Below are 25,211 nucleotides of genomic sequence, written 5' to 3'. Positions count from 1 at the left end.
TTCGAACATCGGGGTCCGGGTCGCACCGGACCGCCGGACCGTACTACGCGCGGGGGCGGTGACCGCCGCGGCGGCCGCGTTACCCGTCCCGGCCGCGTATGCGGCGAGCCCGGTATTCGGGCACGGCGTCGCCTCCGGTGATCCGCTACCCGACGGCGTCGTGCTCTGGACCCGGGTGACCGTCGGGCCGCAGGCCCTGCCGGGATCGGGATTCGGCGCCCCGGCCCCCGTCCGGTGGGAGATCGCCGAGGACGCGGGCTTCACCACGGTGGTCGCCGCCGGGTCGCTCACCGCGGACGCGGACTCCGATCACACGGTGAAGGTGGACGTACGCGGTCTGGACCCGGCGCACGACTACCACTACCGGTTCCATGCCCTCGGTGCGACGTCGCCGGCCGGCCGTACCCGCACCACCCCGGCCGAGGCCGACTCCCCCGCCCGCCTGCGTTTCGGTGTGGTCTCCTGCGCCAACTGGGAAGCGGGGTATTTCGCCGCCTACCGTCACCTCGCCGCCCGCGACGATCTCGACGCCGTCGTCCACCTGGGCGACTACCTCTACGAATACCGCTCCGGATCGTTCGACGGCCGCGCCGGGACGGTCCGGCGGCACGAGCCGGTGCACGAGATCGTCTCGCTCGCCGACTACCGGATCCGGCACGGACAGTACAAAACCGACCCCGACCTCATGTCCCTGCACGCGCGGGTGCCGTTCATCTGCACCTGGGACGATCACGAATCCGCGAACAACGCCTGGTCCGGCGGCGCGGAGAACCACGACCCCACGTCCCAGGGCAGCTGGGCGGATCGGCGCGCCGCCTCGATCCGCGCGTACACGGAATGGATGCCGGTCCGGCTGCGGACCACGGCCGGGGAGACCCGGATCTACCGCCGGCTGCGGTTCGGCACGCTGGCCGAGCTGTCCATGCTGGATCTACGCAGCTATCGGGACCGGCAACCCGAGCTCGGCACCCGGGAAGGTGACGACCCGGCCCGTACGCTCACCGGGTCACGTCAGATGGAATGGCTGACCGCCGGATTGGTTTCCGGCTCCGCGCGCTGGCAGGTGGTCGGTAATTCGGTCATGATCGCGCCGCTGGCGTTCCCACCACTGGACCCTCAGGCCACCGCGGCCGTCACCGAAGTGTTCGGTATCCCCCGCGAGGGTCCGGCGCTCAACACCGACCAGTGGGACGGCTACCCTGCCGACCGCCGCCGCCTCCTCCAGGCCCTGATCGACCGCGGCGTCGGCGATGTCGTCTTCCTCACCGGCGATATCCACAGCTCCTGGGCCTCCGACGTCCCGCTCGACGCCGCGCGCTACCCGGGCGGCCCTACCGCCGGGGCCGAATTCGTGGTCCCGTCGGTGACCTCCACCGGGATCGGGGAGATGCTGCCACCCCCGCGGCGCACGGGTTCGGTCGCGCTCGCGGAGTCGGTGCGAGCGCTCAACAAGCACATCCACTACACCGAGCTCGATTCCCACGGCTACGGCGTGGTCGACCTCGTACCTGACCGGGTGCGGATGGAGTGGTACTACGTCGGTGATGTCACCGACGCACGCACCGGCGTCCGAATAGCGGCCGCCTGGGAACTGCCCCACGACGGCCGCCTCCGGCCGGGCGGGTGATCCGTCGGCAGCATCGAGGGTCACTTCGATCGTCCACTCGGACGGTCGCCCGCCGGGCCCGCCCTGGTTCTGCGGCTCCGGAGGCGGAGCAGAGGGATACAGTTCGGATCACCGTCTTATTAATCATTCCCTCGTGACCGCGGCGTTGTTTCAATGCCGCTATGCACCAGTCTCGTTCTCTTGCCGTGCGTTTCCGACTCCGTTCGGTCGCGATGCTCCTCGCCGTCGCCGCTGCCGGGATGGCGCTGACCGGGTGCAACAGCAGCGACAGGCCCGGTGGCGCCGCACTCGATACGCCGCTGCCCACCGAGGTTCCGCCGGGCACCACCCTGGTGGTCGCCGACCAGCAAGAACGTTTCCAGACCGCGCTGCGCGCCTCCGGTGAACTGGAGAAATTGCCGTTCAAGGTGGAGTTCGCGAATTTCATCGGCGGCCCGGAGATCCTGGAGGCGTTCCGGGCGGGGGCGGCCGATGTGGCGCCGGTGGGAGATGTGCCGCCGATTCACGCCCTCGCCGCCGGACAGGACGTGCCGATCATCGCCGCCTATCAGACCGATCCGGCGGGGATCAAACTCGCTGTCGCGCCGGGTGTCACGGCGACCCGGCTGACCGATCTGAAGGGTAAGAAGATCGCCTATGCCGAAGGGACGGCCCAGCAGGCGGCGGTGTTGCGCGCACTGGACAAGGCCGGCCTGACCACGTCCGATGTAGAGCTGGTGCGGCTGCAGCTGGCCGATTTCAATGATGCGGTCCGCACCGGGCAGGTCGATATCGCCCCGCTGAACGAGCCGCGGCTCACCCGTTTCCTGCGTACTCCGGGCGCGACCGTGATCGCCGATCCGGAGACCACCGGTATCTATTACGGCCTGGGCTATCTGTACTCCCGGCGGGAAGCGACCCAGGATCCGGCGAAATCCGCCGCGCTGCGCGCCCTGGTCGGGGCCTTCGTGCGGTCGTTCCACTGGACCAATACGCACCGGGACGAGTGGGCCCGGATCTACTACATCGAGAATCAGAAGCTCAGCGCCGACGATGCGGGCCGGATCGTGGATTCGCTCGGAGAGTTCACCTTCCCCCATCTGGATCAGAAGTTGATCGACGCGCAACAGGCGACCATCGATGTCATCGACGCGGCCGGTCAGCTGCCGCGCAAGGTCGAGGCCGCCGACGGTTTCGATACCCGGTTCGACCAGGTGATCAGTGAGACCGTGCCCGCCGTGGGCGCACGATTCGAACGGGAGGCACAGTAGTGGCCACCTTGGATATCTCCGCGGGCGCCCGGCCCGCGCCGCTCGCACCACCGGCCCGGTCGGCGCGGGCCGGGCGCCGGGTCCGCCTCGGGCCGGGCCGGCCGATCCCATTCGGTTTCGCGCTGGGTCCCGTACTGCTGCTGGCCGCCTGGGTGATCGGTTCGCTGTCCGGCACCCTCGATGCCGAAACGCTACCGGCGCCGTGGGATGTGGCCCGGACCGCGGGTGATCTGATCGCCGAGGGCACCCTGCAGTCCAATCTGCTCACCTCGTTGCAGCGGGCCGCGATCGGTCTCGTACTCGGGGTGTCGCTCGGTGTGGTGCTCGCGCTGGTCTCCGGCCTGAGCCGGATCGGTGAGGCTCTCGTGGACGGCCCGGTACAGATCAAGCGCTCCATTCCGACCCTCGCGCTGATCCCGCTGTTCATCGTGTGGTTCGGGATCGGCGAGGAGATGAAGCTCATCGTCATCACCGCCAGTGTGCTGGTGCCGGTGTACATCAATACGCATGCCTCCCTGCGCGGAGTCGACGCGCGCTATGTGGAGCTGGCGCAGACGGTCGGCCTGTCCCGGTGGGGTTTCATCCGCCGGGTCGCGCTGCCCGGTTCACTGCCGGGCTTCTTCACCGGACTGCGGCTGGCGGTCACCATCTCCTGGCTGGCCCTGGTGGTGGTCGAGCAGGTGAACGCCACCAGCGGGATCGGCTATCTGATGACCCAGGCACGTACCTACGGGCAGATCGACGTGATCGTGGTGGGACTGGTGATCTACGGGCTGCTGGGTCTTTTCGGTGACCTGGCCGTCCGCGCGCTGGAGCGGAGGGCGCTGGCATGGCGACAGACACTGTCGGATTGACCGTACGGGTCCGCGCGCTGCGGCGCGGCTTCGGCGACCGGATCGTGCTGCGCGGGGTGGATCTCGATATCGCGCGAGGTGAGTTCGTGGCGCTGCTGGGCCGTAGCGGTTCCGGTAAGAGCACCCTGCTGCGGGCACTCGGCGAACTGGACCACGATGTCGCCGGCGACGGTGAACTGACCGTCCCCCGGGAGCGGTCGGTGGTGTTCCAGGATTCCCGGCTGCTGCCGTGGATCAGGGTGCTCGACAATGTCACGCTCGGTTTGAGCGGTCCGGGCGCCGCGCAGCGCGGCCGGGACGCACTGGCCGAGGTCGGTCTGGCCGGCCGGGAGAAGGCTTGGCCCCGGGAACTGTCCGGCGGTGAACAACAGCGCGTGGCGCTGGCCCGGTCCCTGGTCCGCGAACCGGCGCTGCTGCTCGCCGACGAACCGTTCGGCGCGCTCGACGCGCTCACCCGGATCCGGATGCACGGACTGCTCCAGGATCTCTGCGCCCGGCACCGCCCGGCGGTACTGCTGGTCACGCACGATGTGGACGAGGCGGTGCTGCTCACCGACCGGGTGCTCGTCCTCGACGAGGGCCGCATCGCCGTCGACCTGTCCATCGAGCAGGCCCGCCCGCGCCGGCACGGTGATCCCGCCGTCGCCCACTACCGCGAACAACTCCTGGCCGCGCTCGGTGTCTCCACCGAACCCACTCAGTACGAGGACGATGCACGATGACCGAACCACGCCGGCTGAGTCTCAACGCGTTCATCTACCCCGCCGGGCACCACGAGGCGGCCTGGCGCCATCCGGCCAGCCGCCCCGACCGGATCTACGATGTCCGCTACTACCAGGAGATCGCCCGGACCGCCGAGGCCGCGACCTTCGACGCGGTGTTCTTCGCCGACGGACCGGCACTGCGGACGAATGTGGCCTACAACGCCGCTCCCGGCCTCGAACCCATCACGCTGCTGACCGCGATCGCCGCGGCGACCACGCATCTGGGTTTGATCGCCACGGCGTCCACCACCTACTACGAGCCCTACAACCTGGCCCGGCTGTTCTCGTCGCTGGACCATATCTCCGGCGGCCGGGCGGGCTGGAACATCGTCACCACCGGAACCGATCTGGCCGCCGCCAATTTCGGGCTGGAACGCCATCCCGATCACACCGAGCGCTACGCGCGGGCCCGCGAATTCGTCGACGCGGTCACCGCGCTGTGGGACAGCTGGGAGGACGACGCCATCCTGCTGGACCGCGCCGGCGGCCGGTACGCGGACCCGGACAAGATCCATCCCATCGATTTCGCGGGCGAACACCTGCGGGTACGCGGGCCGTTCAATTCGGCCCGCACGCCGCAGGGGTATCCGGTCCTGGTGCAGGCGGGAGCGTCCAACGACGGCCGCGCCTTCGCCGGGCGGTACGCCGAGGCGATCTTCACCGCGCATCAGCGGCTCAGCGACGCCCAGGCGTTCTACCGCGATATCAAACAGCGGGCGGCGGGTTTCGGCCGCGCACCCGACCAGGTGAAGATCCTGCCCGGGATCAGTCCGTTCATCGCGGGCACCGAGTCGGCGGCGAAACAGCTGGAACGGGAGTTCAACGAGCTCACCGTGCCCGAGTACGGCATCAAACAGCTGGAATCGCTGGCCCACGAATCACTGCGGCATCTCGAACTCGACGAACCGGTACCGGTCGAATTGTTCGCCGACGCCGGTGATGTCATCGACAATTCGGCGAGCCGGCGGCAGGTGGTGGCCGGGATCGTCCAGCGGGAACGGCCGACCCTGCGCGGGCTGCTGCACCGGCTGGCGGGCGCGCGTGGACACCGGGTCTTCGCGGGCACCCCGGAGCAGGTGGCCGACACCATCGAGGAGTGGTTCCGCTCCGGTGCCGCGGACGGTTTCAACGTGATGCCGCCCTACTATCCCGGCGGCCTCGAGGTCTTCACCGAGACCGTGGTCCCGATCCTGCGGCAGCGCGGGCTGTTCCGGACCGAGTACACCGGCACCACTCTGCGCGACCATTTCGGACTGCCCAAACCGGCGAGCCGTTACGCGCCGCAGCCGGTGGCCGGGTAGCGGCGGCTAACGCGCTCCGCCGCGATCGGATAGGGCGGTGACCAGATCGGCTGCGGCGGTGGCGAGTTCGATCCGCGCGACGTGTGGCAGGGTGGCGGCGAGTTTTCCGGCGATGGCCGCCTGGATGTCCGTGCCGATCGCCACCCCCTCCGCGGTCGGCGCCACCCGGCTGATCCGGCGATCGGCCGGATCGGGTTGCCGCGCAACGTAACCGCGACGTTCCAGCCGGTCCACCATGCCGGTGATATTGGTCTTGTCGCATCCGAGCGCCGCCGCGAGTTCACCGAATGTCGGATGCTGGGCCTGCACCAGGCAGAGCAGCGCGATCTGCTGGGCGGTGAGGCCGAATTCGCGGGCTACCGCCCCATAGAACGCGTTCACCTCACGATAGAGCCCGCCGAGGGCGGCAACCAGGTCGTGATCGTTCACTGCCACGACGAGCAGTTTAGATGATCAATGGTTGACGAGACACGATAGTTAGTCGAGTATATCGACTATCCATAGTATATACTTTTGGAGGCAATCGTGCCCGTCGCAGTGGTCACCGGAGGCTCCCGCGGTATCGGCCGGGCGATAGCCCATCGACTAGGCGGCACCGGCGCCGCGGTCGTCGTCAATTATCGAGCCGACCGCGCGGCCGCCGCGGAGGTCGTCACCGCGATCGAAACCGATGGCGGCCGTGCGCTATCCGTCCAGTCGGATGTCGCCGATCCCGGGCAGCTCCGCGCCCTGTTCGATACCGCCGAGCAAACCTTCGGCGGTATCGACATCGTGGTGAGCAACGCCGGAATCGCCCGCTTCTCCCCCCTCGCCGAGGCCACCGACGACGATTTCGATCAGCAGTTCGCGATCAATACGAAAGCCACCTTCTACGTCCTGCGCGAGGCCGCGAACCGGTTGCGCGACGGTGGGCGGATCGTGCTGGTGTCCTCCGGCGCGACCGTCACCCACCGGCCCGGCTCCGGGCTCTACGCGGCGGGCAAGGCCGCGGCCGAACAGCTGGTGCGGGTACTCGCCCGGGAACTCGCCCCACGCGCGATCACGGTCAACAGCGTGCTGCCCGGCGCTGTACGCACCGACGCACTGGCCGCCGCGGGGGTCGGACAGATCGACCGGATCGCCGCGACGATCCCGATGGGCCGAATCGGTGAACCCGCCGATATCGCAGATATCGTGGGCTTTCTCGTTTCCGAGGAGGCCCGGTGGATCACCGGCGCGACCCTACCCGCCTCGGGCGGGGCCTTCTGAGCTCGACCGGCGCAGCTACGCGGCGCGGGCGCGGGTCAGGCCCCACTCCTCGGCCAGGAGACGGTGCGAGGTGAGGCGGTCCTCGTGCCGGTGGGTGACGCTGGTGACGACCAGTTCGTCGGCGCCGGTGAGATCGCGCAGCGCGGTCAGGCGGGCGGCGACCGAGCCGGGGGTTCCGACGAATTGGGTGTTCACCCGGTCGTCGACCAGCCGCAGCTGATCGTCGGTCAGCGGTGGCGCGGTATCGGGATCGAGGTATTCCGCGGCCCCCGCGCCACTGCGGATACTCGCTACCCAGTGCCCGTAGGTGGAGGCCAGATGGCGGGCGGTTGCCTCCTGCGCGGCGACCACGATATCGGCCGAAACCACCAGGTACGGTTCCGGATAGCGCGGTGAGGGACGGAACGCCGTCCGGTAGGCCTCGACGGTTTCCAGGACGGTCCCCGGGGACACGTGGTAGTTCGCCACGAACGGCAGCCCCAGCGAACCGGCCAGCCGGGCGCTCTCGCCACCGCTGCTGCCGAACAACCACAGTTCGACCCCGGCGCCCTCCCCCGGCACGGCGTGCAGGGCGACGCCGTCGGCGGTCGCATAGGTGCCGGCGAGCAAGGCGCGGATCTCCTCGACCTGCCGGGTGTAGTCGAGCGGTTCCGCGCCAGGAAGCCGCAGCGCTTCCAGCGAGGCCACCAGCCGGGTGCTATCGAGGATTTGGGTGGGCGCGAACGGCGGTGGGATCACCACTCCGTCGCGGACCTCGGTCGGACGTTGCGGAGTGGGGGCGGCCGCGGACCGGAGCTGTCCGATCCGATGTGCCGAACGACCCAGCCCCAGATCGAGCCGGCCTGGGTACAGGGCGTCGATGGTGCCGAACGATTCGACGACCGAGGCCGAGGTGCGGTACCCGGCCTGGACCGCGGCCGAACCGACGCGGATGGTCTCGGTGGCGCCGGCGATGAGGGCGATCAGTTCGGTCGGCGCCGAGGAGGCGACCGCGACGAAATGGTGTTCGGCCACCCAGAACCGCCGGTAACCCCATGCCTCGGCGTGCCGGGCGAGGTCGATGGTGTTCCGGATCGCCTGCCGGGCGGTGGATCCGGTGCTGATCGGCGACAGGTCCAGAACGGACAGGGGTACCGTCATGAGGCACGTACTTTCTCGTCGGCTCGATGGGGATGTCGTAGACCCAGGTGTTCGCGCAGGGTCGTGCCGGTGTACTCGGTGCGATAGGTGCCGCGGTCCTGTAGTTCCGGGATCACCGTGTCGACGAATTCGTCCAGCCCGGCCGGGGTGAGGTGGGGCACCAGGATGAACCCGTCGGCGGCGTCCTCCTGGACGTAGCGGTCGATTTCGGCGGCGACCTCCGCCGGTGACCCGACGAACTGCTGACGCGCGGTGACCTCGATGATCAGTTCGCGGATCGTCAGGTTCTCCGCCTCGGCCCGGGCCCGCCACTGCTCGGCCACCGCCCGCGGATCCCGGGCGTGACGCACCCGGCCCCGGGTGATGGTCACATCGTCGAGCGGTTCGATATCGGGCAGTGGGCCGTCGGGGTCGTAGGCGGACAGGTCGCGGCCCCAGACCTGTTCCAGGAAGGCGATGGCGGTCTGCGGGCCGACCTGCTGCCGCCGGATGTGCTGTGCGCGTTCCTCGGCGTCGGCCCGGTTGTCACCGAGGACGAAGGTGGCCGCGGGCAGGATCAGCAGGTCCTCGCGGTGGCGTCCGTACTTGGCGAGCCGGCCCTTCATATCGGTGTAGAACTGCTGTCCCGCTTCGAGTTCGCCGTGCCGGCTGAAGATCGCGTCCGCGGTGGCGGCACCGAATTCCCGGCCCTCCTCGGAATCCCCGGCCTGCAACTGCACCGGATATCCCTGCGGGCTGCGCGGCAGGACGAACGTGCCCTCGATATCGAACTGATCGCTGCGATACCGGAACTCGGGGAGCGGTGTGGTGAACACCCCCTGTTCCCGGTCGACGACGAGCGCGTCGGCGGGCCAGCTGTCCCATAGCGTGCGGGTTGCCGCGACCACTTCAGCGGCCCGCGTGTACCGCTGGGCGTGCTCGAGGTACCCGCCGCGGCGGAAGTTCTCGCCGGTGAACGCGTCGGAGGAGGTGACCGCGTTCCAGGCGGCCCGCCCACCGGACAGATGATCGAGGGTCGCGAACTGTTTCGCCAGCTCGAACGGTTCGTTGAAGGTCGTGTTGATGGTGCCCGCCAGGCCCAGCCGGTCCGTGACCCCGGCGAGGGCGTTGAGCACCGTGAACGTGTCGGGGCGGCCGACGACGTCCAAGTCGTGGATCCGGCCGCGGTGCTCGCGCAGCCGCAGACCTTCGGCGAGGAAGAAGAAATCGAACAGTCCGCGTTCGGCCGTCCGGGCCAGGTGGGTGAAGGATTCGAAATCGATCTGGCTACCGGATTCCGGATCGGTCCAGACGGTGGTGTTGTTGACCCCCGGAAAGTGGGCGGCGAGATGGATCTGCCTACCCGACTGCGTCTTCGGCATATCAGCCCCGTTCGGTCGCGTAGCGGTTGTGGGGACGCGGCAGGCCGAGCCTGCCGCGCAAGGTGGTGAGCGGGGCCGGGAGCCGGTCCAGGAACGAGGCGAGGGCCAGCGGCCGCAGCACGATCCCGTCCGCGGCGCACTCCCGCTGCACCTGCTCGGCCAGCTCCCGCAAGGTGTCCGTGGTCCCCACATGGCGAAGGCCGACCGGGCCGGCGGTGGCGGTCCACTCCTCCAGTTCGGCCACCTCCTGCGCGGCCAGTGCCGGCGTCGGCGCGAGATGGACCTCGAGATCGAGCAGCACCCGCACCTGCCGGGGATCGCGGCCCGCCACGGCCACCGCGGAGCGCAGGACCGACCGGGTCTCCGCGGCGGTGGCCGGGTCCGGGGCGGTGATCCGGATGAGATCGGCGTATCGCACCGCCGTCCGGGTCGCGTGCGGACCGGAGGCCCGCACCGCGATCAGCGGCTGACCCTGCGGTGGGCGCGGCGTGATCGACGGGCCCTTCACCGAGAAGTTGTCCCCGGCGAAATCGATGTAGTGCAGCTTGTCGCGATCGATGAACCGGCCCGTGCCGCTGTCGCGGATCTCCGCGTCGTCCTCCCAGCTGTCCCACAACCGGGTGACCACCTCGATCGCCTCGCCGGCTTCGTGCCACAGCGAATCCGCGGGCTGCTCGGCTTTGCGGCCGAACAAGCGGGCCTGCTCGGCGCCCGGCGAAACCGTCACCTCCCAGCCCGCCCGGCCGGAGGTCGCGTAGTCGAGGCTCGCGATCGCCTTCGACAGATGGAACGGTTCGGTATGGGTGACCGGCGCCTGTGGGACCACGCCGAGCCGGGTGGTGGCCGTCGCGACCCGGGCGGCGATACCGACCGCTTCGAGTCGTCCTCGCGCGCCGCCGGATTGCAGGGCGAACGAATCCGGCAGGAAGACCAGATCCAGGCCGGCCCGGTCCACGGCGGCTGCCGCGTCGACCCAGTACCCGGCGGTGAAGAGATCCTCGGCCCGCGAGTCCGCGCGCCGCCAGGACGCGGGATGCATTCCGGTACCGGCCAATTCGACGGCGAACAGCAGCGGCGACACCTGCGTCATCAGGCGGTCCTTTCTCTCGGCCGGTGCCGGCGCGCGGCCCCCGGCATCGCCAGCAACAGTTCCCGGGTGAACTCGTGCCGCGGCGCCTCGAAGATCTCCGCGGTCCGGCCCGTCTCCACGATGCGGCCCTCCCACATGACCGCCACCCGATCGCTCATCCCGCGGACCACCGCGAGGTCGTGGGAGACGAACAGATAGCTCAGTGACAGTTCCGTCTGCAGAGCGTCGAGCAGGCCCAGGATCTGTTCCTGCACCGAGACGTCCAGCGCGGACACCGGTTCGTCGAGGATCACCAGATCCGGTCGCAGGGCCAGGGCGCGGGCGATGGCCACCCGCTGGCGCTGCCCGCCCGACAGTTCGGCCGGGCGCCGGTGCGCGGCGGAGACCGGCAGCGCGACCTGGTCGAGCAGTTCGGCGACCCGGTCGCCGCGGGACCGCCGGTCGCCGATCCCGAAGGCCCGCAACGGTTCGGCGACGAGGGCGCCGACGGTCAGTTTCGGGTTCAGCGAGGCATACGGGTTCTGGTACACGATCTGGACGCGCCGCCGCCACTCCCGCAGCCGGGCCCCGCGCAGCCCGCCGATATCGGTACCGTCGAATTCCACGGTGCCGCGGTCGGGCTGCTCCAGCCGGGCGATGATCCGCGCGGTCGTGGACTTACCGGAGCCGGATTCGCCGACGATCGCCAAGGTTTCGCCACGATCGACGGTCAGCGACACATCGGTGACGGCCGCGAGCGTGGTGCCGCGCGCCACCCGGAAGGATTTGTGCAGACCGTGGGCCGACAACAGCGGTGTGGCGGCGGGGGCACGTCCGGGTCGGCGCGTCCGGTCCGTTCCCGAGGCGGCGGCCAGCAGCCGGCGGGTGTACTCGTGTCGTGGCTCGGTGAAAACTTCGGCGGCGGCGGCGGATTCCACGATCCGGCCGTGCCGCATCACCACGATCCGGTCGGCGCGGTCGGCGGCGACACCGAGGTCGTGGGTGATCAGCAGGACCGCGGTACCCGATTCGGCGGTGCGACCGGCCAGATGGTCGAGGATGCGCCGCTGGACGGTGACGTCGAGCGCGCTGGTCGGTTCGTCGGCGATGACCAGGCGCGGACCGCAGGCCAGGGCGATCCCGATCAGTACCCGCTGGCGCTGGCCGCCCGACAGATCCTGCGGGAACTGCCGGGCCCGCAGGGCCGGGCGATCGATTCCGGCCTCGGTCAGGATCCGGATCGCCTCGGCCGCGGCGGTACGCCGGTCGGCGCGGCCGTGGATCCGGAGCGTCTCGGCGACCTGGTCACCGATGCGCAGCACCGGGTTCAGCGAGACCGCGGGGTCCTGGGGTACCAAACCGATCTGGGCGCCGCGGATTCGCTGCCACCCGCGGGAAGGTAGCCGGTCGATCCGCTCTCCGGCGAAGGTCACGCTACCCGCGGTGATCGCTCCGGCACCGCTCAACAGACCGATCACCGCGTGGGCCAAGCTGGATTTGCCCGATCCGGACTCCCCGACCACGGCGACCGTCTCCCCGGTGCCGATCGTGAGGGATATCCCGTCGACCGCGGTGGTCGAGGTCGCGGCGGTGCGGTACTCGACCACCAGATTCTCGACCTGTAGCAGCGGGTCCCCCGACGCGCTCACAGTGACCACCCGGTCAGAAAGAGTCGCGGCAGTTGGTCGACCAGACCGACCTGGAAGCGCCAGCCGGCGCGCAGGAATCCGCGGACCCGGCGCGCCGTGGCCACCAGCGGGTCGCCGGCTTCCGACCCGACGGGTGCCGCTTCGCGGCCGGCCCACATACGGGCGGTGTGGCGACCGGTTCGTGCACGGGCGACTTCGTGATGTCTCACCGCAGTCCCTCCTGGGCGAAGGCCCGACCCAGGCGCTGGGTGGCGAGCACCACCGCGACGATGACCAGGCCGGGTAACGTGGTCAGCCACCAGGCGGTGGCGAGATAGTTGCGTCCCTCCGAGATCAGCGATCCCCATTCCGGAGTCGGCGGGGCGGCACCGTAGCCGAGGAAACTCAGTGACGACACCGCCAGCACCGCGAGACCGAACTCGACGGCGGCCAGCGCGGCGACGGGGGCGTAGGAGTTGCGCAGGACGTGCCGGAAGAGCACCCCGTACCAGCGCACCCCGCAGGCGCGGGCGGCCTCCACGTACGGCGCCTGCCGCACCCGCAGTACTTCGGCGCGCATCACGCGGGCGAACCGCGCGATGAGCGCGACACCGACGGCGAGCGCGACATTGCCGGTGCCGAAACCGAGCACCGTCACCAGGGCCAGCGAGACCAGCAGTTCCGGAATCGACAGCAGCACATCCACACAGCGCATGACGATGCTGTCCAGGGTTCCGCCCACCACGCCCGACACCACCCCGAGCAGCGACCCGGCCACCAGTCCGATCGCCACGGCGAGCACGGTCGCCGTCAGCGACAGCGCGGCCGCGTGCACGACCCGGGTGTAGAGGTCGCGACCCAGATTGTCGGTACCGAACCAGTGCTGCGGGCTCGGGCCCCGGAACTTCTCGCTCGGTACACCGGTCAGCGGGTCGCCCCGGGTGAACAGGGCGGGCACGGCCGCCCAGCCCAGTACGAGGATCAGCACCGCCCCGGAGAACACCACACCGGCCGCGGTCCGCCCCCGGTGCGGTGTCCGGACCTTCTCGCGCGGCGGTGCCACGAGTTCGCGAACCTCAGGCACGGACCGTCTCCTTCCCGCGGAACCCGTCCACCACCCGCGCGTCCACCAGCGGATACACCAGATCCACCAGCAGGTTCACCAGTACGTACACCGCCGCGCTGAACACCACGATGCCCTGCACCACCGGGATGTCCTGGTTCAGCACCGCGGTCTGGGTCAGGCGGCCGACACCGGCGCGCGCGAACACCGTCTCCACAATCACCGACCCGGCGAGCACCGTGCCCACCCAGACTCCCGCGATGGTGAGCGCCGGGCCGACCGCCGCACGCAGCACGTGCCGCCGCTGCACCCAGGCACGGGACGCGCCCTTCGCGAAGGCGACCGCCACGAACGGCTGGTTCCAGGTGGTGATCAGATTGCTGTACAGCACCTGCGCGATCACCGCGCCCACCGGCACGGCCAGGGTGATCGCCGGCAGGATCGTCCCGCTGAACCCGGTGCCCCCGAACGCGGGCACCAGGCGCAACTGGAACGAGAACAGATGCAGCAGGATCAATCCGACCCAGAAGGTGGGCATGGCCGCCCCGACCGGCGGCAGGGCGGTCAGCAGATCGCGCAACCACGTGCGTTCGGTATAGGCCGCGGCCAGTGCGAGGGCGGCGCCGCACACCACGGCGAGCACCAGCGTCGTACCGGCCAGCGCCAGCGTGGAGGGCAGCGCCTCCCCGATGGCCTCGACGACGGTCTGCCCCGTACTCAGCGAATGCCCCAGGTCACCGCGCACCGCGTGGACCACCGCAGTGGCGTACTGCTCCCACACCGGTTTGTCCAGCCCGTACCGGGCCTGCAGTTCGGCGACCGCGGCGGCGTCGACCGGGGTACCGGGACTGGCGTCCACGGCGAGTTGCACCGGATCGGCGGGGAGCAGGTACAGCACCGCGAAGGAAACGGTGAACGCCGCCCACAGTACGCCGGCCGCCTGGAGCACACGCAGCAGCACATACCGGGTCAGCGTGGTCATCGGCCGCTCAGCCAGGTGTCGTAGAACTGCAGTCGCGCCGAGGCCTCGAAGGTCAGGCCCTGCACCGTGTTCGCGACTCCGATGGCCTGGGAGAGCTCGATGGTCGGGATCCACAATCCCTCGTCGAGCAGCAGCCGCTGTGCCTGGCCGATCAGCTGGGCCCGCTGCGCACTGTCGACGGTGGCGAGTTGGCCGGACAGCGCGGCATCCAGCGATGGGATCGCGCCGCGGTCGTTCAGGTTCCGGGCATCCAGGCCGAAATTGGTGCGCAGGATATCGCCGTCGGCCCGGGTCACGTTGTAGTAGATGGTGTCGAAATCCTTGGTGTTCTGCCGGACGGTGTAGTCGGCGTTGGCGGCAGGTTCCAGCCGCAACTCCACCCCCACCACCCGCAGTTGCTGCTGGAGGAGTTCCAGAATGGCCTGGTTTCCGGCGAATGCCGCGCTGAACAGCACCCCGAAGGACAACCGTTCACCGTTCTTGGCGCGGATACCGTCGCCGCCCGGGACCCAGCCCGCCGCGTCCAGCGCCCGCTTCGCCGTCTCGGCATCGAAGCCGAGCTCCCCGCTCAGATCGATATAGCCGGGCGTCGTATGGGCCAGTGGGCTGGTCGCGGGCCGGAATTGCGGGCCCAGCACCGTATCGACGAGCTCCTGACGGTCGACCGCGGGCAGCAGCGCGGTGCGTACCGCGCGGTCGCGCAGCGGGCCCCGCGTCACATTCGTTTGCAAACCGAAGGTGATTCCGGGGTTGGAGGCGGTGGCCACCTGTCCGCCCGCGGCTTCGATCTGCGGGGCGTCCTGGGGTAGGGCATCGCTGGTCGCGTCCAGCTGACCGGACACCAGGCTGCCGGTGCGTACTCCGGATTCCGGGACCACTGTGAATTCGATCCGGTCCAGATACGCCTCGCCCTGATGCGCGAACACCGCCGAGCCCCAGTGGTAGCCGGCGCGTTTGGCGAGCGTCACCGAATCACCCTGGCGGTACGCGGCATAGGTGAACGGACCGCTGCCGATCGTATCGCCGAGGCAGCGCTGCTCGGCCTCTTTCGCGGTGGTGGCGGCGGCGAGAATGCCCAGCTGCGGGGTCGACGTCGCCTGCAGGAACTGCACATTCGGGGTGCTGAAGCGCACCCGCGCGGTTCGCGGGTCCACCACGTCGGTACCGGTGTAATTGGCGAGGTAGGTGGCTGCCAGTGGTGCTTTGGCGCCGCCCAGTACGTGCACGATCGAATCGAGCGTGGCACGGACGGATTCCGCGGTCAGCGGGGTGCCGTCGCTGAAGGTCACGCCGTCGCGCAGATGGAAGGTGAAGGTCCGCGCGTCCGGGCCCACCTCCCAGCGCTGGGCGAGCCACGGCCGGATCTCACCGGTCCCCGGGTCCTGATCGGTCAGCGAGTCGGCGATCTGACGGGTGACGTAGATCGTCTGGTTGGTGCCGCTCTGCGCCGGATCGGAGCAGGTCGGCGCCTGGGAGAGTCCGTACCGCAGTGTTCCGCCGGGTTGCGGCGGACCGCTGACACCGGTCTGCGTCACCCCGCCTCCGCACGCCGCGAGGGCGAACGTTGCGGCGAATACCCCGAACAGGGCAACGGGTCGTTTCATCGAATTCTCCGGATCGCACCGCGCCGGGGACCGGCCGCGGCATCGTCGGGCCGGTGCCGCCCCACGGCGGTCTCCCGGATGCTGGAAAAGACGTTAAGGAGCGACCGGCGTGGCGTCGCCGGTCTCGATCACTCTGAATCCAAACCTTGGGCGCGGGCCGGGCGCGGTCAGAAGTGGCCGGCCAGAGGCAGCGGTTCGCCGTTGACCCGCAGGTTCCCCAGCACTCGCGCCTGGTAGGCCGCGGGGTTGTGTGAGAACAGAGTGCGCAGGTTCCGCCGATGCCGGTCGAGCGCGGCCGCCCCACGGGTCGCGGAAGCGCCACCGACACCGACGATCCGGCCGGCCGCGCGCGGCGCGAATTGCTCGATGACGATCTCGGCCTGGGCGGTTCGCGGCGAGGAGTCGCTCTCCAGGACGGGATCGATCCCGGTGGACCGGGCCGGAAATCCTGACGATCCGACTGCGCCGAAGCAGGCGCACGGGTCTGGACACGGCCCGAATGGATAGCGTAAATTTCCATTATGGATATTTTAACTATCCATAATTGGCCGGACCGAACCGGCCCACCGGATCTGCCGATCTCCACGGGGATCCACGAGTGAACAGGATGTCCCCAATGCACAAGGCACTTCTCACCGTCGCCGCGCTCTACCTCGCGGCGATCGGACTCGCGCTCCTGCTCGTCCCCGCGCAGTTCGGCGTCGGCGCGGTACCCGAAGACGCCTCGCCCGAACTGATTGCGCTGCTGCGGCTGCTGGGCGGACCCTTCCTCGGAATCGCGCTGCTGAACTGGATGTCGCGCACACTCGCCCCCGCCACGATCCGCAACACCGTACTCCTGGCCGACCTGACCGGATTCGGCGTGGTCGCGCTCAACGACGTCTGGGGAGTGCTCAGCGGCGAAGCACGGGACGTGGCCGCCGTATTCGGGGTCGTCCACCTGGCTTTCGCCGCGGCATTCCTGCTCGCCTGGTGGCACGCCCGGCCGGCGGCCGCCTGAGCCTCGACCGGACCTCCGGGCCGGGACGACAGCTGACATGATCGAACCGGGGACGACGCGAGAAAAGAGGCGGCAGCGGATGCGGATGGCGGAACTGAGCCGGGAGTCGGGCGTCGCGATCGCAACCATCAAGTACTACCAGCGCGAAGGACTCCTGCCACCCGGCGAACTGACCAGCCCCAACCAGGCCCGCTACGGTCCGGCACATGTGCGGCGGCTCGCGCTCGTCCGGGCGCTCACCGAGGTGGCCGGACTCTCGGTGGCCGCCGTGCGCGACGTCCTCACCGCGATCGACGCACCGAGCAGCTCACTGCACGACGTACTCGGCACCGCCCAGCCGGGCCTACCGGCCGCGCCCCCCGAAGCCGTCTCCGCAGCCGACCGCGAATGGGCCACGCGCCGGATCGACGAGGTGGTCGCGGAACGCGGCTGGCAGCCGCCACCGGGGTCACCGTTGATCGAAACGCTGACCGGGGTGCTGTGCACCTACCGGGCGGTCGGCCACGAATGGCCGCTCGACAATCTCTCCGCCTACGCCGAACACGCCGATCGGGTGGCCACCGCCGATATCGAGGCCCTCGCCGGGCTGGGCTCGGCCGAGAACATGGTGGAGGGCGCGGTGGTCGGCACGGTACTCGGCGACAGCCTGCTGGCCGCGTTGCGCCGGGTGGCGCACGCGGAAGCGTCGCGGAAACGCTTCGGCCCGACCTGAGGCGATCCGGTCGGTCGCCTTCCTCCGGATCCGGCGTTCACCCCGGTGGCATACCGCGCGACCGGAGCCGCCGAGGCCGTCTTCCGGGTCGTGGACCGCGGTATCCAGCTCCGCGACGGGCTCGGCCATCGATGGAAAACTCCGCCAGGTGAACCACCTGGCGGCGTAGAGCCGGACGCCGTAGGCGCCGCGGCTCGGATGCCGACGTCCCACAAGCGCCTCTCGGCGAGTGGTCGCTCGTAGCGACAAAAAACGCCCGTCCAGCTATGGGTCGAGCGGATTGTTCCGCGTCACGATCAGGGGGTCGGCCGGGGTGAACGGCAGCTCCGGTAGTTCGTCCAGTGCTTTGCCGAAGGTGGCCGCCAGGACCTTGCGCGAATAGGCGCTCATGGACGCGCGGTAGCCGATATCGGCCGGCGTCGGCTGATCGAAGAAGATCAGCAGGTGCACCCGGGGGGCGTCGACCACCTCGATATGGTGCGGGTAGGCGCGCGGGACGAAGTACACCTCGCCCTCGTTCACCGTGTAGGTGTCCAGGGTCCCGTCGGGGTCCATGATGGTCATCCGCGCCGAACCCTGGTGGACATACCCCATTTCGGCGGTCACCGGGTGCCAGTGCGGTTCGCGCATACCGTCCTCCCGCACCCGCAGCGAGTACATCGAGATATCGTGCAGCGCGGGCCAGAACTGCCGGCGGGCGGTGCGGGCGGACCCGACCGGGGAATCGACCGGAGCGGGCATCGCCTCGACGGCGAAGTGATGCGGGTCGCCGAAGTGGGCGCCGGGGGGAATATCCGGCTCGCCGTCGCGGCGCGCCACCAGGCGGGCGGTCGTGCCGCGGCGGATATCGGCGAAGGCCGCCGCGGGCAGATCGTAGGTATTGCCGAGGACGGCATCGGTCATCGCGCCCACGGCGGCGCCGAGACCGAAATCCTCGGGACGTTCGTGCCGGAACGCCAGGACGAACTCGGCGTCTGTGTCGCCGACGTTCTCGACGTGATGCAGGGCGCCGGAGTCGATATGGAACATTTCCCCCGCGGTGACCAGGAACGAGGAGAAGCGGCTGCCGTCGTCCAGCACCGAGACCAGCGCCCGGCCGGCGGTGCAGTAGGTGAGCTCGGTGGCATTGGCATGCCAGTGCGGTTCGCGGAAGGCTCCGGGGGCGAGCGTGAGGCGTTTGATGGAGAGCCCCGAGAGGATCGGGAAGTTGTCGGCGGTGAGTCTGGTCAGCGTGCCGAGTTCGCTGCGATAGATTTCCTCGCCCTGCCACAGCGAGGCGACGTGGACCGATGGACTGCGCACAGATCCTCCTCGAGCGCCGATGGCCCCCTATCGATCATGCGCCCTCGGCGGACCGCCGGCCCGCACCGGACGCCGGCGCCGCGCACACCCCGGCGATTCGCCGCCGTTACTTCGACGCGGTGTCACGGTCGAGACCGCCGGTGGCGGCGGGCGGCGACGTTGACTTTGCCGAGGGCCAGGCGTCTACTGAAGATCTGGAACGTCGAGCTCGTTGCAGCTGGTGGTGGGTGTGGTGAGCGATAGGAACAGCGCGAATGCCGTAACCGGCGAAGCCATGGCGCTCGCGTATGTCACCCCCGCACCCACAGGCGGCGAACCCGACCGCTTCCGTCTGGTCTCGGGCCGGCCGGCAACTCGTCGGCTCCGGCCCGCGGCACCACGCTCCCGGACGGCCGCTCCCACGGCCCGCGCGCCCTTCCGGCGGACACTCGCCGCGGCTCCCGGCCCCTCGCGGCCGCGTCGCCGGGCGGACGTGCGCACACCGGCGCACTCGATACGGATTACCGGGGTACACAATTTCCTCCGGTCCCGTCACTCCCGATACCGAATCCAGGTCCCGTCGTGATCATTCTCGGAATCATTCTGCTGGTCATCGGATTCCTGTTCAATATCCAGATCCTCTGGATCATCGGAATCATCCTTCTCATCATCGGGCTGGTGCTCCTGGCACTGGGGTCGATGGGCCGCGCGGTCGGCGGACGGCGCCACTATTACTGACACCACCGGAGACGGTGCCGCACGACCCTGCCCGTCGTCGGCCGATGACCACTGTCGATCGATGCCATGGACGAATCACACGCGAGGTGAGGAACAGAAATGGCAACCAGCACAATTGTCGCGATCGTTGTCATCGCGGTTGTCGTAGTCCTGATCGTTGCCGCACTGATCTGGGCGGCCGCGAACAAGCGCAGAGAACACCGCCGGATCGAGGCGGAGAACATCCGCGGCGAGGCGGCTGGACACGCACACCGGGTCGGCCAGCGCGAAGCACTAGCCGACGAGACCGCCGCCAAAGCCCGCGCCGCCGCGGCCGAAGCCGAAGCCCAGAAAGCGCGGGCGGCCGGACTCCAGCAGCAGGCAGCCGCGCATCGAGGCGAGGCGGATGCCTCCCGCGAGGAGCTGGATCAGCAGTTCGAGCGTGCCGACGAGATCGATCCGGACCAGAAGAAGCGCGGAACCACCTAGCAACGCGGTGCGCGGAGCGGGTGGTGACCGCGACATCGTGCGGGGTTCCTCCTGGTTTCGGCCGGTTTCTCCGACAGAGACGACGGGTGCGCGGCGGGCATGGTGGCCAAGGACCGAATCGCCGGCCCCTGGGGAACCCGCACCCCCCTACGGCGCGGGCCGAACCCCGCACGACCCCCCGCGCCCGGACTATCCGTTCGTCCTCACCACCGGCCGCACCCTCTATCACTTCCACACCCGCACCGAAACCGCCCGAGCACCTCAGCTCCAGACGGCCGCGCCGCAGGTCTGGGTGGAGAGGACCGGATCACCGTGCTCGTCACCGATACCCGCGGCCCGGCACCGGCCCTCACCACCACGGCATCACGCCCCCTCGGCACCTCCCTGCCGGAAACCGTCGGCGGGGGGACGGCTTTCGCCACCGGGACCCTCGAACCCGTGGGAGAACAGCCGTGAAACTCGACCTCGCGATCCGGGAACTGCACCTCTCCGAACGCAAACTCGCCCTCGACCGCACCACTCTGGCCGCCCGCCACAAAGCCGACCACGAGGTGCACTACGTCGCGCGGGATATCGCCGGGTGGTCCACCGAACACGTCCATCGACTCGCCCGGGCCGGCCACCGCTACGGACTCCCCCTCGACAGCGACCCCCGCACCGAACCGCGCACCGGACCCGTCCAAGAACGCCTCAGCACCCAACTGGGACACCGGAGCGAACCGGCGCTGCTCCTGCTCATCGATCTGCGTCACCTGCGCCGGGTCGCCGCCGGTGCCTCACTCGACTGGGAACTGCGCACCCAAGGAGCACAAACCACCAGAGGCACCGACCTTCTCGAACTCGCCGAACGCTGCACCCCGAGACCCTGCGCCAGATGCGCTGGGCCAACTCCATGCTGAAAATCCTCGCTCCCCAGATCCTGGCCTCCTGACCCCGCAATGGGAGCGGCGCCTTTGTCTCGAATCAGCAGCAGGTCGTCTCAATCTTGTGACATACCACAGTAATCGACCTCCGGTCACGTAACCTGAGCCTCTGGCCCCGGTAGGACAGGGGACGTTTCGGAGCACGGAAGCCCGCATCTCCCCGAGTGCCAGATGTATCGATATTGCACCCAGGGGCGTGTGCCATGAGACGTTTACGTGCCGTCACTCTCGCGTTGCTCGTCATCGTGCCGTTGCTCACCGGGCAGGCCGCCGCCCAGCCGCCCGCACTGCCCGCTCTCCCCTTCGCCGGACTCCCGGTCCCGCCCTCGCCCGCGGAGGCGAGCGGCGCGATCCTGCCCGGTATCCAGCAGTGGATCGACCAGGTGATCCCGCCGCCGCCGATCGCGCCGGCACCCCGACCGGCGCCGCCGCTGGAGGAGACGAACGACCTGGCACCGGCACTCGCGGCACTGCGTCAGGCGGTGCTGCCCGCGCCGGTCGGCGACCCGATATTCGATCTGTGGCCGCCGAACCTCGCCGACTTCGCCCCGGGCGCGGTGCTCGAGGTCCGCGATATCACCGCCTCGGCCGCGCCACTGGTCCTTGTGCCGATCCGGCAGGCGGTGCTGTTCAAATACCGGACCACCGACGCGCATGATCGCCCCTCGTTCGCCACGGCCACACTGGTGATTCCGGCGACCGGCTCACCGGTGCCCGGGGCGCGGCCGGTACTGGTCAACAACCTTCCGATCGACGCTCTCGGCCGTCGGTGCACGCCGAGTTATACGCTGGCGCACGGTCTCTCCTTCGCGAGCGCGCTCACCGACTTCGTGCCGCCCACCACCCAGCTGGCCGCACTGCGTGGTTACGCCGTACTCATTCCGGATCACGAGGGTCCGCTCATGGCCTACGCCGAGCCCTACGTCGCGGGCCACGCGGTACTGGACGCGGTGCGCGCGGTGCGCGGCTGGCGGGCGGACGAGTTCGGCGCGAGCAGGTTCGCGATGACCGGCTACTCCGGCGGCGCGATCGCCACGCACGGCGCGGCGAAACTGATCGAGAGTTACGCACCCGATCTCGCACCGGCACTGGTCGGCGCGGCGCTCGGCGGGGTGCCCGCCGACTTCGAAATCCTGGCCGGCAGCATGAACGGCAATCTGGCCTCGGGCGTGTTCATGGCGGCTGTCTTCGGTATCGCCCGCGAGCGCCCCGAAATCCTGGCCCGGATGAACCACCTCGCCCAGTGGGTGACGACCTCACCGATGAAAGACCAGTGCATAAGCGTTTTCGCGCTGCCGGGCGCACTGCTGCTGCCGATCGATATCGCCGCGAATATCGCCGACCCACTGCGATCGACGCTGGCACGCGACATCTACGAGGTGACCCGGATGGCCGGGCGCGCCTCGGCGACGCCGCTCTACATCTACAACGGCGAACAGGAGTTCTGGATCCCGGCCGAGGGCGCCCGCAACCTCTATCAGGAGCAGTGCTCACTCGGTGTCACCGCGGTCTACCGCAGTGTGCTCGGCGAACACATCATCGCGGCGGGCCTCGGCTACCCCGACGCCATGATCTGGCTGGACGAGCGGCTCCGCGGTATCCCGGCGCGCAGTGAATGCTGAAGGCGCGCGCCGGAATATTACGGACAACCCCACCGGAACTCGGTGAATTTCAGCATTCACTCGCTGCGGGTTCGCCGCGCAAGCGCGCGTCGATCCAGCCGCTGAGTTCGGGATAGCCGCTGACATAACCGAGCAGATGTTCACCGCCCACGACGCGGAAGACGGCGGAGACGCCGCGGCTGCACTGTTGCCGATACATGTTCTCGGCGTCGTCGAGCGGAATCCACGGGTCGTGCAGGCCGTGATAGATGAACAGCGGCACGGCGGAGGTTCGTCCCGTCAGGTCCAATCGCTCGAACATCGTCGCCGCGAAGGGACTGTCGAGTGCGTTGGCGGTATTCGCCGCGATGTCGATCGGAATGCCGACCACGCCGAGGGGCCCGGAGGCGTCGCCGCAGATATCACGCAGTGGCGAGGTCGCCACCCACTGCCCGAGATTGTTCATATAGCGCAGGATTTCCGGATGTTCGCGCGCGACCGCCAGCGCGACCGTCAACAGGATCCCGGAGGAGATGTTGCCGTTGAACTGATGGGCCACGCTCGAATTGTCGGTGACCAGGCCACCCGCCGCCGCGCCGATCAGCACATCGCGCAGTTCCGGCGCGTACTCGTCGAGCAGCATGGCCGCGGCGTAGGAGGCGATCGCGCCACCGGAATAGCCGATGGCCACGTATCGACTGTCGGCGAATTCATCCGGCGCGTAGGTACGGACCGCGCGGATGGCGTCGAGCATCACGTGTCCGGCGGTATTGGGTTCGGCGTACGCCATCAGCGGGCCCTCGTGGTCCGGCATGAGGACCGCGTGTCCCTTGCTCAGCGCCAGCCAGACCGACGGCAGGAACACCGGAAGATCGGTATTCGGGCGATCCAGCAGGTCGTGCGACAACTGGAACCCCGGGGTGCAGTGCGATCCGAGGGAATTGATCGGCATCGCGTTCACCTCCACCGGCCGGGGTCCGGGTCCGGTCCACGCGGTCGCCGGGACGATCAATGTCGCGGTGCCGAAGGAGGGACCGCCCGAGGCGGAGGTGGACCGGAACTTCAGCAGTGTCGCCCGCGAAATGGGCGTCGCCATTCGCGCGGCGGTTGTCGCGGTGACATCCCGTCGTTCGATGATCTGACCGGGCGAAAAATTCGTGAGGTCGGCGGGCCAGGCATCGAAGATCGGATCGCCGGTCGCCGACGGCAGCACCCCGCGCCACAACGACAATCCGGGCTCGTCACCCGCGAATTGCGCCGGCGCCGGGATCGTGCCGTCGATCCACTGCTGCAGCGGTGACGGAGCGTTGACCTCCGGCTCGGCCGGACCGGCCGGTGGATCCGCGTACGCACGAGTCGGGGGCCCACCCAACCACGCACAACCGACGAGCACAGTTCCCAGGATTGCCAGAAGCGGCTTCACGACCCTCACCCTCGAATAAGCAAATTTCCCTCAGTATCGACAGTCGCTGCCGAATTTGCCAAAGATAGAAGGGATTGGGGGCCACTCACAGCGGATCGCCGGTCCCGCTGTGTATCCCACCATGCAGGTGCGATCGCCCTCCCCGGCCGTGGCCCAGCGCCGGACCACCGAAGCGTGCCTGGTTCACGAACTCGCGGCGTCTCGGTGCAGCGGCCGCTCCAGGGCACACCGTCGCTGTCGGACAGAGTCTGGGCCCGCCGCCGGAGATGATCGCCTGCTGCGGGTCCATCCCGTCCGAGACCGCGCCGATCACCGGGTCGGCGGCTTCCTGGGCCGCAGACACGAAGCAAACGCCTCCCTATGGTCGGTTGGTCGGTGTTTGCCCGTCGACAGCCGGGGTAGGCGCTGGCCTAGGACGGTGAGAGGAAGTGTGGACGATGCGATCGATCGCGGGTCGAAGTGGGACCGAACCGGGCCGGGTAACAGAGTGTGCTGGTGCGACAGCGTCGCGACCCTCGGCATCTCGACGGGTTGCTGCAGCGCATCGCGGCCGGTGCCCGCGCGACCGCCGGAATGCGCTGATAGAGCACCTGCCATGAGCGACGATCCTCGCCCCCTCAGCGGCTATACGGCCACGATCCTGGTCTATGCCGGGTCGGTCGGCGCCGTGACGCTGCTGGGCGGTCTCACCGGCCGTCGGCTGCCCGATTCCATGAGTACCCGTGACCTCGTCGTCACAGCTCTTGCCGCACACAAGCTGTCGCGGCTGATGACGAAGGGCACCGTCACCGCTCCCGTCCGCGCCCCGTTCACCCGGCCCACCGGCGACGGCGGTCCCGGGGAAGTCATGGAGCAGCCGCGAGCCGAGGATGGCGTCGGCCACAGCCTCGGAGAACTGCTCAGCTGCCCCTTCTGTTTCGATGTCTGGCTCATCACCGCCCTGACCATCGGCCACGTCTTCGCACCACGAGCGACCCGACTGGTGAGCGAGGCGACGGCGGCACTGGCCGGCGCCGACTTCCTGCACCTCGCCTACGCGACCGCCCAGCAGATAGCCGAAGGAGAGTATCCGGCGATCGGCCCGGCCGGCGCCCCCGGTGAACCCGGTGAACCCGGTGAACCCGGTGAACCCGGGCGGGCGTAGCGCTGTATCGGTCGCGCTGATTGCCCGCGG

At 69.3% G+C, this 25,211-nt stretch carries 25 protein-coding genes and 2 pseudogenes; 15 read left to right on the top strand and 12 right to left on the bottom strand.

The genetic code is table 11. The features are described from left to right. The first annotated feature begins 58 nt into the window (after positions 1-58). From AB0H42_RS00565 to AB0H42_RS00545, 5 genes are all read left to right on the top strand, one after another. Positions 59-1,627 carry an alkaline phosphatase D family protein gene (locus AB0H42_RS00565; protein WP_357048617.1) on the top strand — a complete coding sequence of 523 codons (1,569 nt, stop codon included), beginning with the start codon at positions 59-61 and terminating at the stop codon, positions 1,625-1,627. 185 nt (positions 1,628-1,812) lie between these two features. Beyond that, positions 1,813-2,877: an ABC transporter substrate-binding protein gene (locus AB0H42_RS00560; protein WP_357047601.1), complete on the top strand. Its 1,065-nt coding sequence runs from the start codon at positions 1,813-1,815 to the stop codon at positions 2,875-2,877. A gap of 8 nt (positions 2,878-2,885) precedes the next feature. Continuing rightward, complete coding sequence (locus AB0H42_RS00555) at positions 2,886-3,731, top strand: ABC transporter permease (protein WP_357048614.1); 846 nt, start codon at positions 2,886-2,888, stop codon at positions 3,729-3,731. Beyond that, positions 3,707-4,453 carry an ABC transporter ATP-binding protein gene (locus tag AB0H42_RS00550; protein WP_357047598.1) on the top strand — a complete coding sequence of 249 codons (747 nt, stop codon included), beginning with the start codon at positions 3,707-3,709 and terminating at the stop codon, positions 4,451-4,453. The genes AB0H42_RS00555 and AB0H42_RS00550 overlap by 25 nt, the downstream gene beginning before the upstream one ends. Further along, complete coding sequence (locus AB0H42_RS00545) at positions 4,450-5,796, top strand: LLM class flavin-dependent oxidoreductase (protein ID WP_357047595.1); 1,347 nt, start codon at positions 4,450-4,452, stop codon at positions 5,794-5,796. Before AB0H42_RS00550 ends, AB0H42_RS00545 begins: the two co-directional genes overlap by 4 nt. 6 nt (positions 5,797-5,802) lie before the next feature. Here AB0H42_RS00545 and AB0H42_RS00540 read toward each other — a convergent pair whose 3' ends face one another. Then, positions 5,803-6,231 carry a MarR family transcriptional regulator gene (locus AB0H42_RS00540; protein ID WP_357047592.1) on the bottom strand — a complete coding sequence of 143 codons (429 nt, stop codon included), beginning with the start codon at positions 6,229-6,231 and terminating at the stop codon, positions 5,803-5,805. 90 nt (positions 6,232-6,321) lie between these two features. On the opposite strand from AB0H42_RS00540, the gene AB0H42_RS00535 reads away from it, so the two are divergent. Continuing rightward, complete coding sequence (locus AB0H42_RS00535) at positions 6,322-7,044, top strand: SDR family oxidoreductase (RefSeq protein WP_357047589.1); 723 nt, start codon at positions 6,322-6,324, stop codon at positions 7,042-7,044. A gap of 15 nt (positions 7,045-7,059) precedes the next feature. On the opposite strand, the gene AB0H42_RS00530 is transcribed toward AB0H42_RS00535, so the two are convergent. The 8 genes from AB0H42_RS00530 to AB0H42_RS00495 all read right to left on the bottom strand — a co-directional run bounded on the left by AB0H42_RS00530 (position 7,060) and on the right by AB0H42_RS00495 (position 15,891). Next, positions 7,060-8,184, bottom strand: a complete 1,125-nt coding sequence (locus tag AB0H42_RS00530) for an LLM class flavin-dependent oxidoreductase (protein WP_357047586.1) — start codon at positions 8,182-8,184, stop codon at positions 7,060-7,062. Further along, entirely contained in the window at positions 8,181-9,545 is a 1,365-nt protein-coding gene (locus AB0H42_RS00525) for an NtaA/DmoA family FMN-dependent monooxygenase (RefSeq protein ID WP_357047583.1), read from the bottom strand. Before AB0H42_RS00525 ends, AB0H42_RS00530 begins: the two co-directional genes overlap by 4 nt. Position 9,546: 1 nt before the next feature. Beyond that, a complete protein-coding gene (locus tag AB0H42_RS00520; RefSeq protein ID WP_357047580.1) occupies positions 9,547-10,635 on the bottom strand; it encodes an LLM class flavin-dependent oxidoreductase in 1,089 nt (362 codons plus the stop codon). Next, positions 10,635-12,263 (bottom strand): ABC transporter ATP-binding protein, encoded by a 1,629-nt coding sequence (locus tag AB0H42_RS00515; RefSeq protein WP_357047577.1) that lies wholly within the window; start codon positions 12,261-12,263, stop codon positions 10,635-10,637. Before AB0H42_RS00515 ends, AB0H42_RS00520 begins: the two co-directional genes overlap by 1 nt. After that, positions 12,260-12,472, bottom strand: a complete 213-nt coding sequence (locus AB0H42_RS00510; protein ID WP_357047574.1) for a hypothetical protein — start codon at positions 12,470-12,472, stop codon at positions 12,260-12,262. The genes AB0H42_RS00515 and AB0H42_RS00510 overlap by 4 nt, the downstream gene beginning before the upstream one ends. After that, positions 12,469-13,248 (bottom strand): ABC transporter permease, encoded by a 780-nt coding sequence (locus tag AB0H42_RS00505; protein WP_357048611.1) that lies wholly within the window; start codon positions 13,246-13,248, stop codon positions 12,469-12,471. Before AB0H42_RS00505 ends, AB0H42_RS00510 begins: the two co-directional genes overlap by 4 nt. A 70-nt stretch (positions 13,249-13,318) precedes the next feature. Continuing rightward, a complete protein-coding gene (locus tag AB0H42_RS00500; protein ID WP_357048608.1) occupies positions 13,319-14,278 on the bottom strand; it encodes an ABC transporter permease in 960 nt (319 codons plus the stop codon). Between the two features lie 5 nt (positions 14,279-14,283). Further along, positions 14,284-15,891, bottom strand: a complete 1,608-nt coding sequence (locus tag AB0H42_RS00495) for an ABC transporter substrate-binding protein (RefSeq protein WP_357047571.1) — start codon at positions 15,889-15,891, stop codon at positions 14,284-14,286. A gap of 278 nt (positions 15,892-16,169) precedes the next feature. Between AB0H42_RS00495 and AB0H42_RS00490 the strand changes: the two genes are divergently transcribed. The 3 genes from AB0H42_RS00490 to AB0H42_RS00480 all read left to right on the top strand — a co-directional run bounded on the left by AB0H42_RS00490 (position 16,170) and on the right by AB0H42_RS00480 (position 17,603). Beyond that, a complete protein-coding gene (locus tag AB0H42_RS00490) occupies positions 16,170-16,343 on the top strand; it encodes a hypothetical protein (RefSeq protein WP_357047568.1) in 174 nt (57 codons plus the stop codon). 164 nt (positions 16,344-16,507) lie between these two features. Next, complete coding sequence (locus AB0H42_RS00485; RefSeq protein WP_357047565.1) at positions 16,508-16,891, top strand: hypothetical protein; 384 nt, start codon at positions 16,508-16,510, stop codon at positions 16,889-16,891. An 85-nt stretch (positions 16,892-16,976) separates the two neighbouring features. Beyond that, positions 16,977-17,603 (top strand): MerR family transcriptional regulator, encoded by a 627-nt coding sequence (locus tag AB0H42_RS00480; RefSeq protein WP_357047563.1) that lies wholly within the window; start codon positions 16,977-16,979, stop codon positions 17,601-17,603. Between the two features lie 264 nt (positions 17,604-17,867). On the opposite strand, the gene AB0H42_RS00475 is transcribed toward AB0H42_RS00480, so the two are convergent. Beyond that, positions 17,868-18,905 carry a cupin domain-containing protein gene (locus tag AB0H42_RS00475; RefSeq protein WP_357047560.1) on the bottom strand — a complete coding sequence of 346 codons (1,038 nt, stop codon included), beginning with the start codon at positions 18,903-18,905 and terminating at the stop codon, positions 17,868-17,870. Between the two features lie 561 nt (positions 18,906-19,466). Here AB0H42_RS00475 and AB0H42_RS00470 point away from each other — a divergent pair. The 5 genes and pseudogenes from AB0H42_RS00470 (at position 19,467) to AB0H42_RS00450 (ending at position 22,635) form a co-directional block, all read left to right on the top strand. After that, complete coding sequence (locus AB0H42_RS00470) at positions 19,467-19,622, top strand: DUF6131 family protein (protein WP_168165651.1); 156 nt, start codon at positions 19,467-19,469, stop codon at positions 19,620-19,622. 99 nt (positions 19,623-19,721) lie between these two features. After that, complete coding sequence (locus tag AB0H42_RS00465) at positions 19,722-20,090, top strand: hypothetical protein (RefSeq protein ID WP_357047557.1); 369 nt, start codon at positions 19,722-19,724, stop codon at positions 20,088-20,090. A 312-nt stretch (positions 20,091-20,402) separates the two neighbouring features. Then, positions 20,403-20,546 (top strand): hypothetical protein, encoded by a 144-nt coding sequence (locus AB0H42_RS00460; protein ID WP_357047555.1) that lies wholly within the window; start codon positions 20,403-20,405, stop codon positions 20,544-20,546. Beyond that, positions 20,543-21,021 (top strand): annotated as a pseudogene (locus AB0H42_RS00455) (hypothetical protein). The gene AB0H42_RS00460 and the pseudogene AB0H42_RS00455 overlap by 4 nt, the downstream one beginning before the upstream one ends. Before the next feature lie 195 nt (positions 21,022-21,216). Continuing rightward, positions 21,217-22,635, top strand: coding sequence for a lipase family protein (locus tag AB0H42_RS00450; RefSeq protein ID WP_357047552.1), 1,419 nt, complete (start codon positions 21,217-21,219; stop codon positions 22,633-22,635). A gap of 49 nt (positions 22,636-22,684) precedes the next feature. Here the strand turns inward: AB0H42_RS00450 and AB0H42_RS00445 are convergent, their stop codons facing one another. Then, positions 22,685-24,037, bottom strand: a complete 1,353-nt coding sequence (locus AB0H42_RS00445) for a lipase family protein (RefSeq protein ID WP_357047549.1) — start codon at positions 24,035-24,037, stop codon at positions 22,685-22,687. A gap of 209 nt (positions 24,038-24,246) precedes the next feature. Next, positions 24,247-24,362, bottom strand: a pseudogene (locus tag AB0H42_RS00440) (manganese catalase family protein); the annotation flags it as partial. A gap of 270 nt (positions 24,363-24,632) precedes the next feature. Between AB0H42_RS00440 and AB0H42_RS00435 the strand changes: the two are divergent. Next, positions 24,633-25,181, top strand: coding sequence for a DUF1360 domain-containing protein (locus tag AB0H42_RS00435; protein WP_357047546.1), 549 nt, complete (start codon positions 24,633-24,635; stop codon positions 25,179-25,181). Positions 25,182-25,211: the final 30 nt, after the last annotated feature.

This window comes from Nocardia sp. NPDC050799 (assembly GCF_040654015.1).
GTDB lineage: Bacteria > Actinomycetota > Actinomycetes > Mycobacteriales > Mycobacteriaceae > Nocardia.
The sequence above is the reverse complement of the archived record's forward strand: the minus strand, read 5'-3'. Positions and strand labels throughout refer to the sequence as shown.

Coding starts and splice junctions, on each gene's coding strand:
- AB0H42_RS00550 (WP_357047598.1), top strand. CDS start 3,707: ATGGCGACAGACACTGTCGGATTGACCGTACGGGTCCGCGCGCTGCGG.
- AB0H42_RS00480 (WP_357047563.1), top strand. CDS start 16,977: ATGGCGGAACTGAGCCGGGAGTCGGGCGTCGCGATCGCAACCATCAAG.
- AB0H42_RS00485 (WP_357047565.1), top strand. CDS start 16,508: ATGCACAAGGCACTTCTCACCGTCGCCGCGCTCTACCTCGCGGCGATC.
- AB0H42_RS00545 (WP_357047595.1), top strand. CDS start 4,450: ATGACCGAACCACGCCGGCTGAGTCTCAACGCGTTCATCTACCCCGCC.
- AB0H42_RS00450 (WP_357047552.1), top strand. CDS start 21,217: ATGAGACGTTTACGTGCCGTCACTCTCGCGTTGCTCGTCATCGTGCCG.
- AB0H42_RS00530 (WP_357047586.1), bottom strand. CDS start 8,184: ATGACGGTACCCCTGTCCGTTCTGGACCTGTCGCCGATCAGCACCGGA.
- AB0H42_RS00465 (WP_357047557.1), top strand. CDS start 19,722: ATGGCAACCAGCACAATTGTCGCGATCGTTGTCATCGCGGTTGTCGTA.
- AB0H42_RS00495 (WP_357047571.1), bottom strand. CDS start 15,891: ATGAAACGACCCGTTGCCCTGTTCGGGGTATTCGCCGCAACGTTCGCC.
- AB0H42_RS00490 (WP_357047568.1), top strand. CDS start 16,170: ATGCCGGTCGAGCGCGGCCGCCCCACGGGTCGCGGAAGCGCCACCGAC.
- AB0H42_RS00525 (WP_357047583.1), bottom strand. CDS start 9,545: ATGCCGAAGACGCAGTCGGGTAGGCAGATCCATCTCGCCGCCCACTTT.
- AB0H42_RS00435 (WP_357047546.1), top strand. CDS start 24,633: ATGAGCGACGATCCTCGCCCCCTCAGCGGCTATACGGCCACGATCCTG.
- AB0H42_RS00520 (WP_357047580.1), bottom strand. CDS start 10,635: ATGACGCAGGTGTCGCCGCTGCTGTTCGCCGTCGAATTGGCCGGTACC.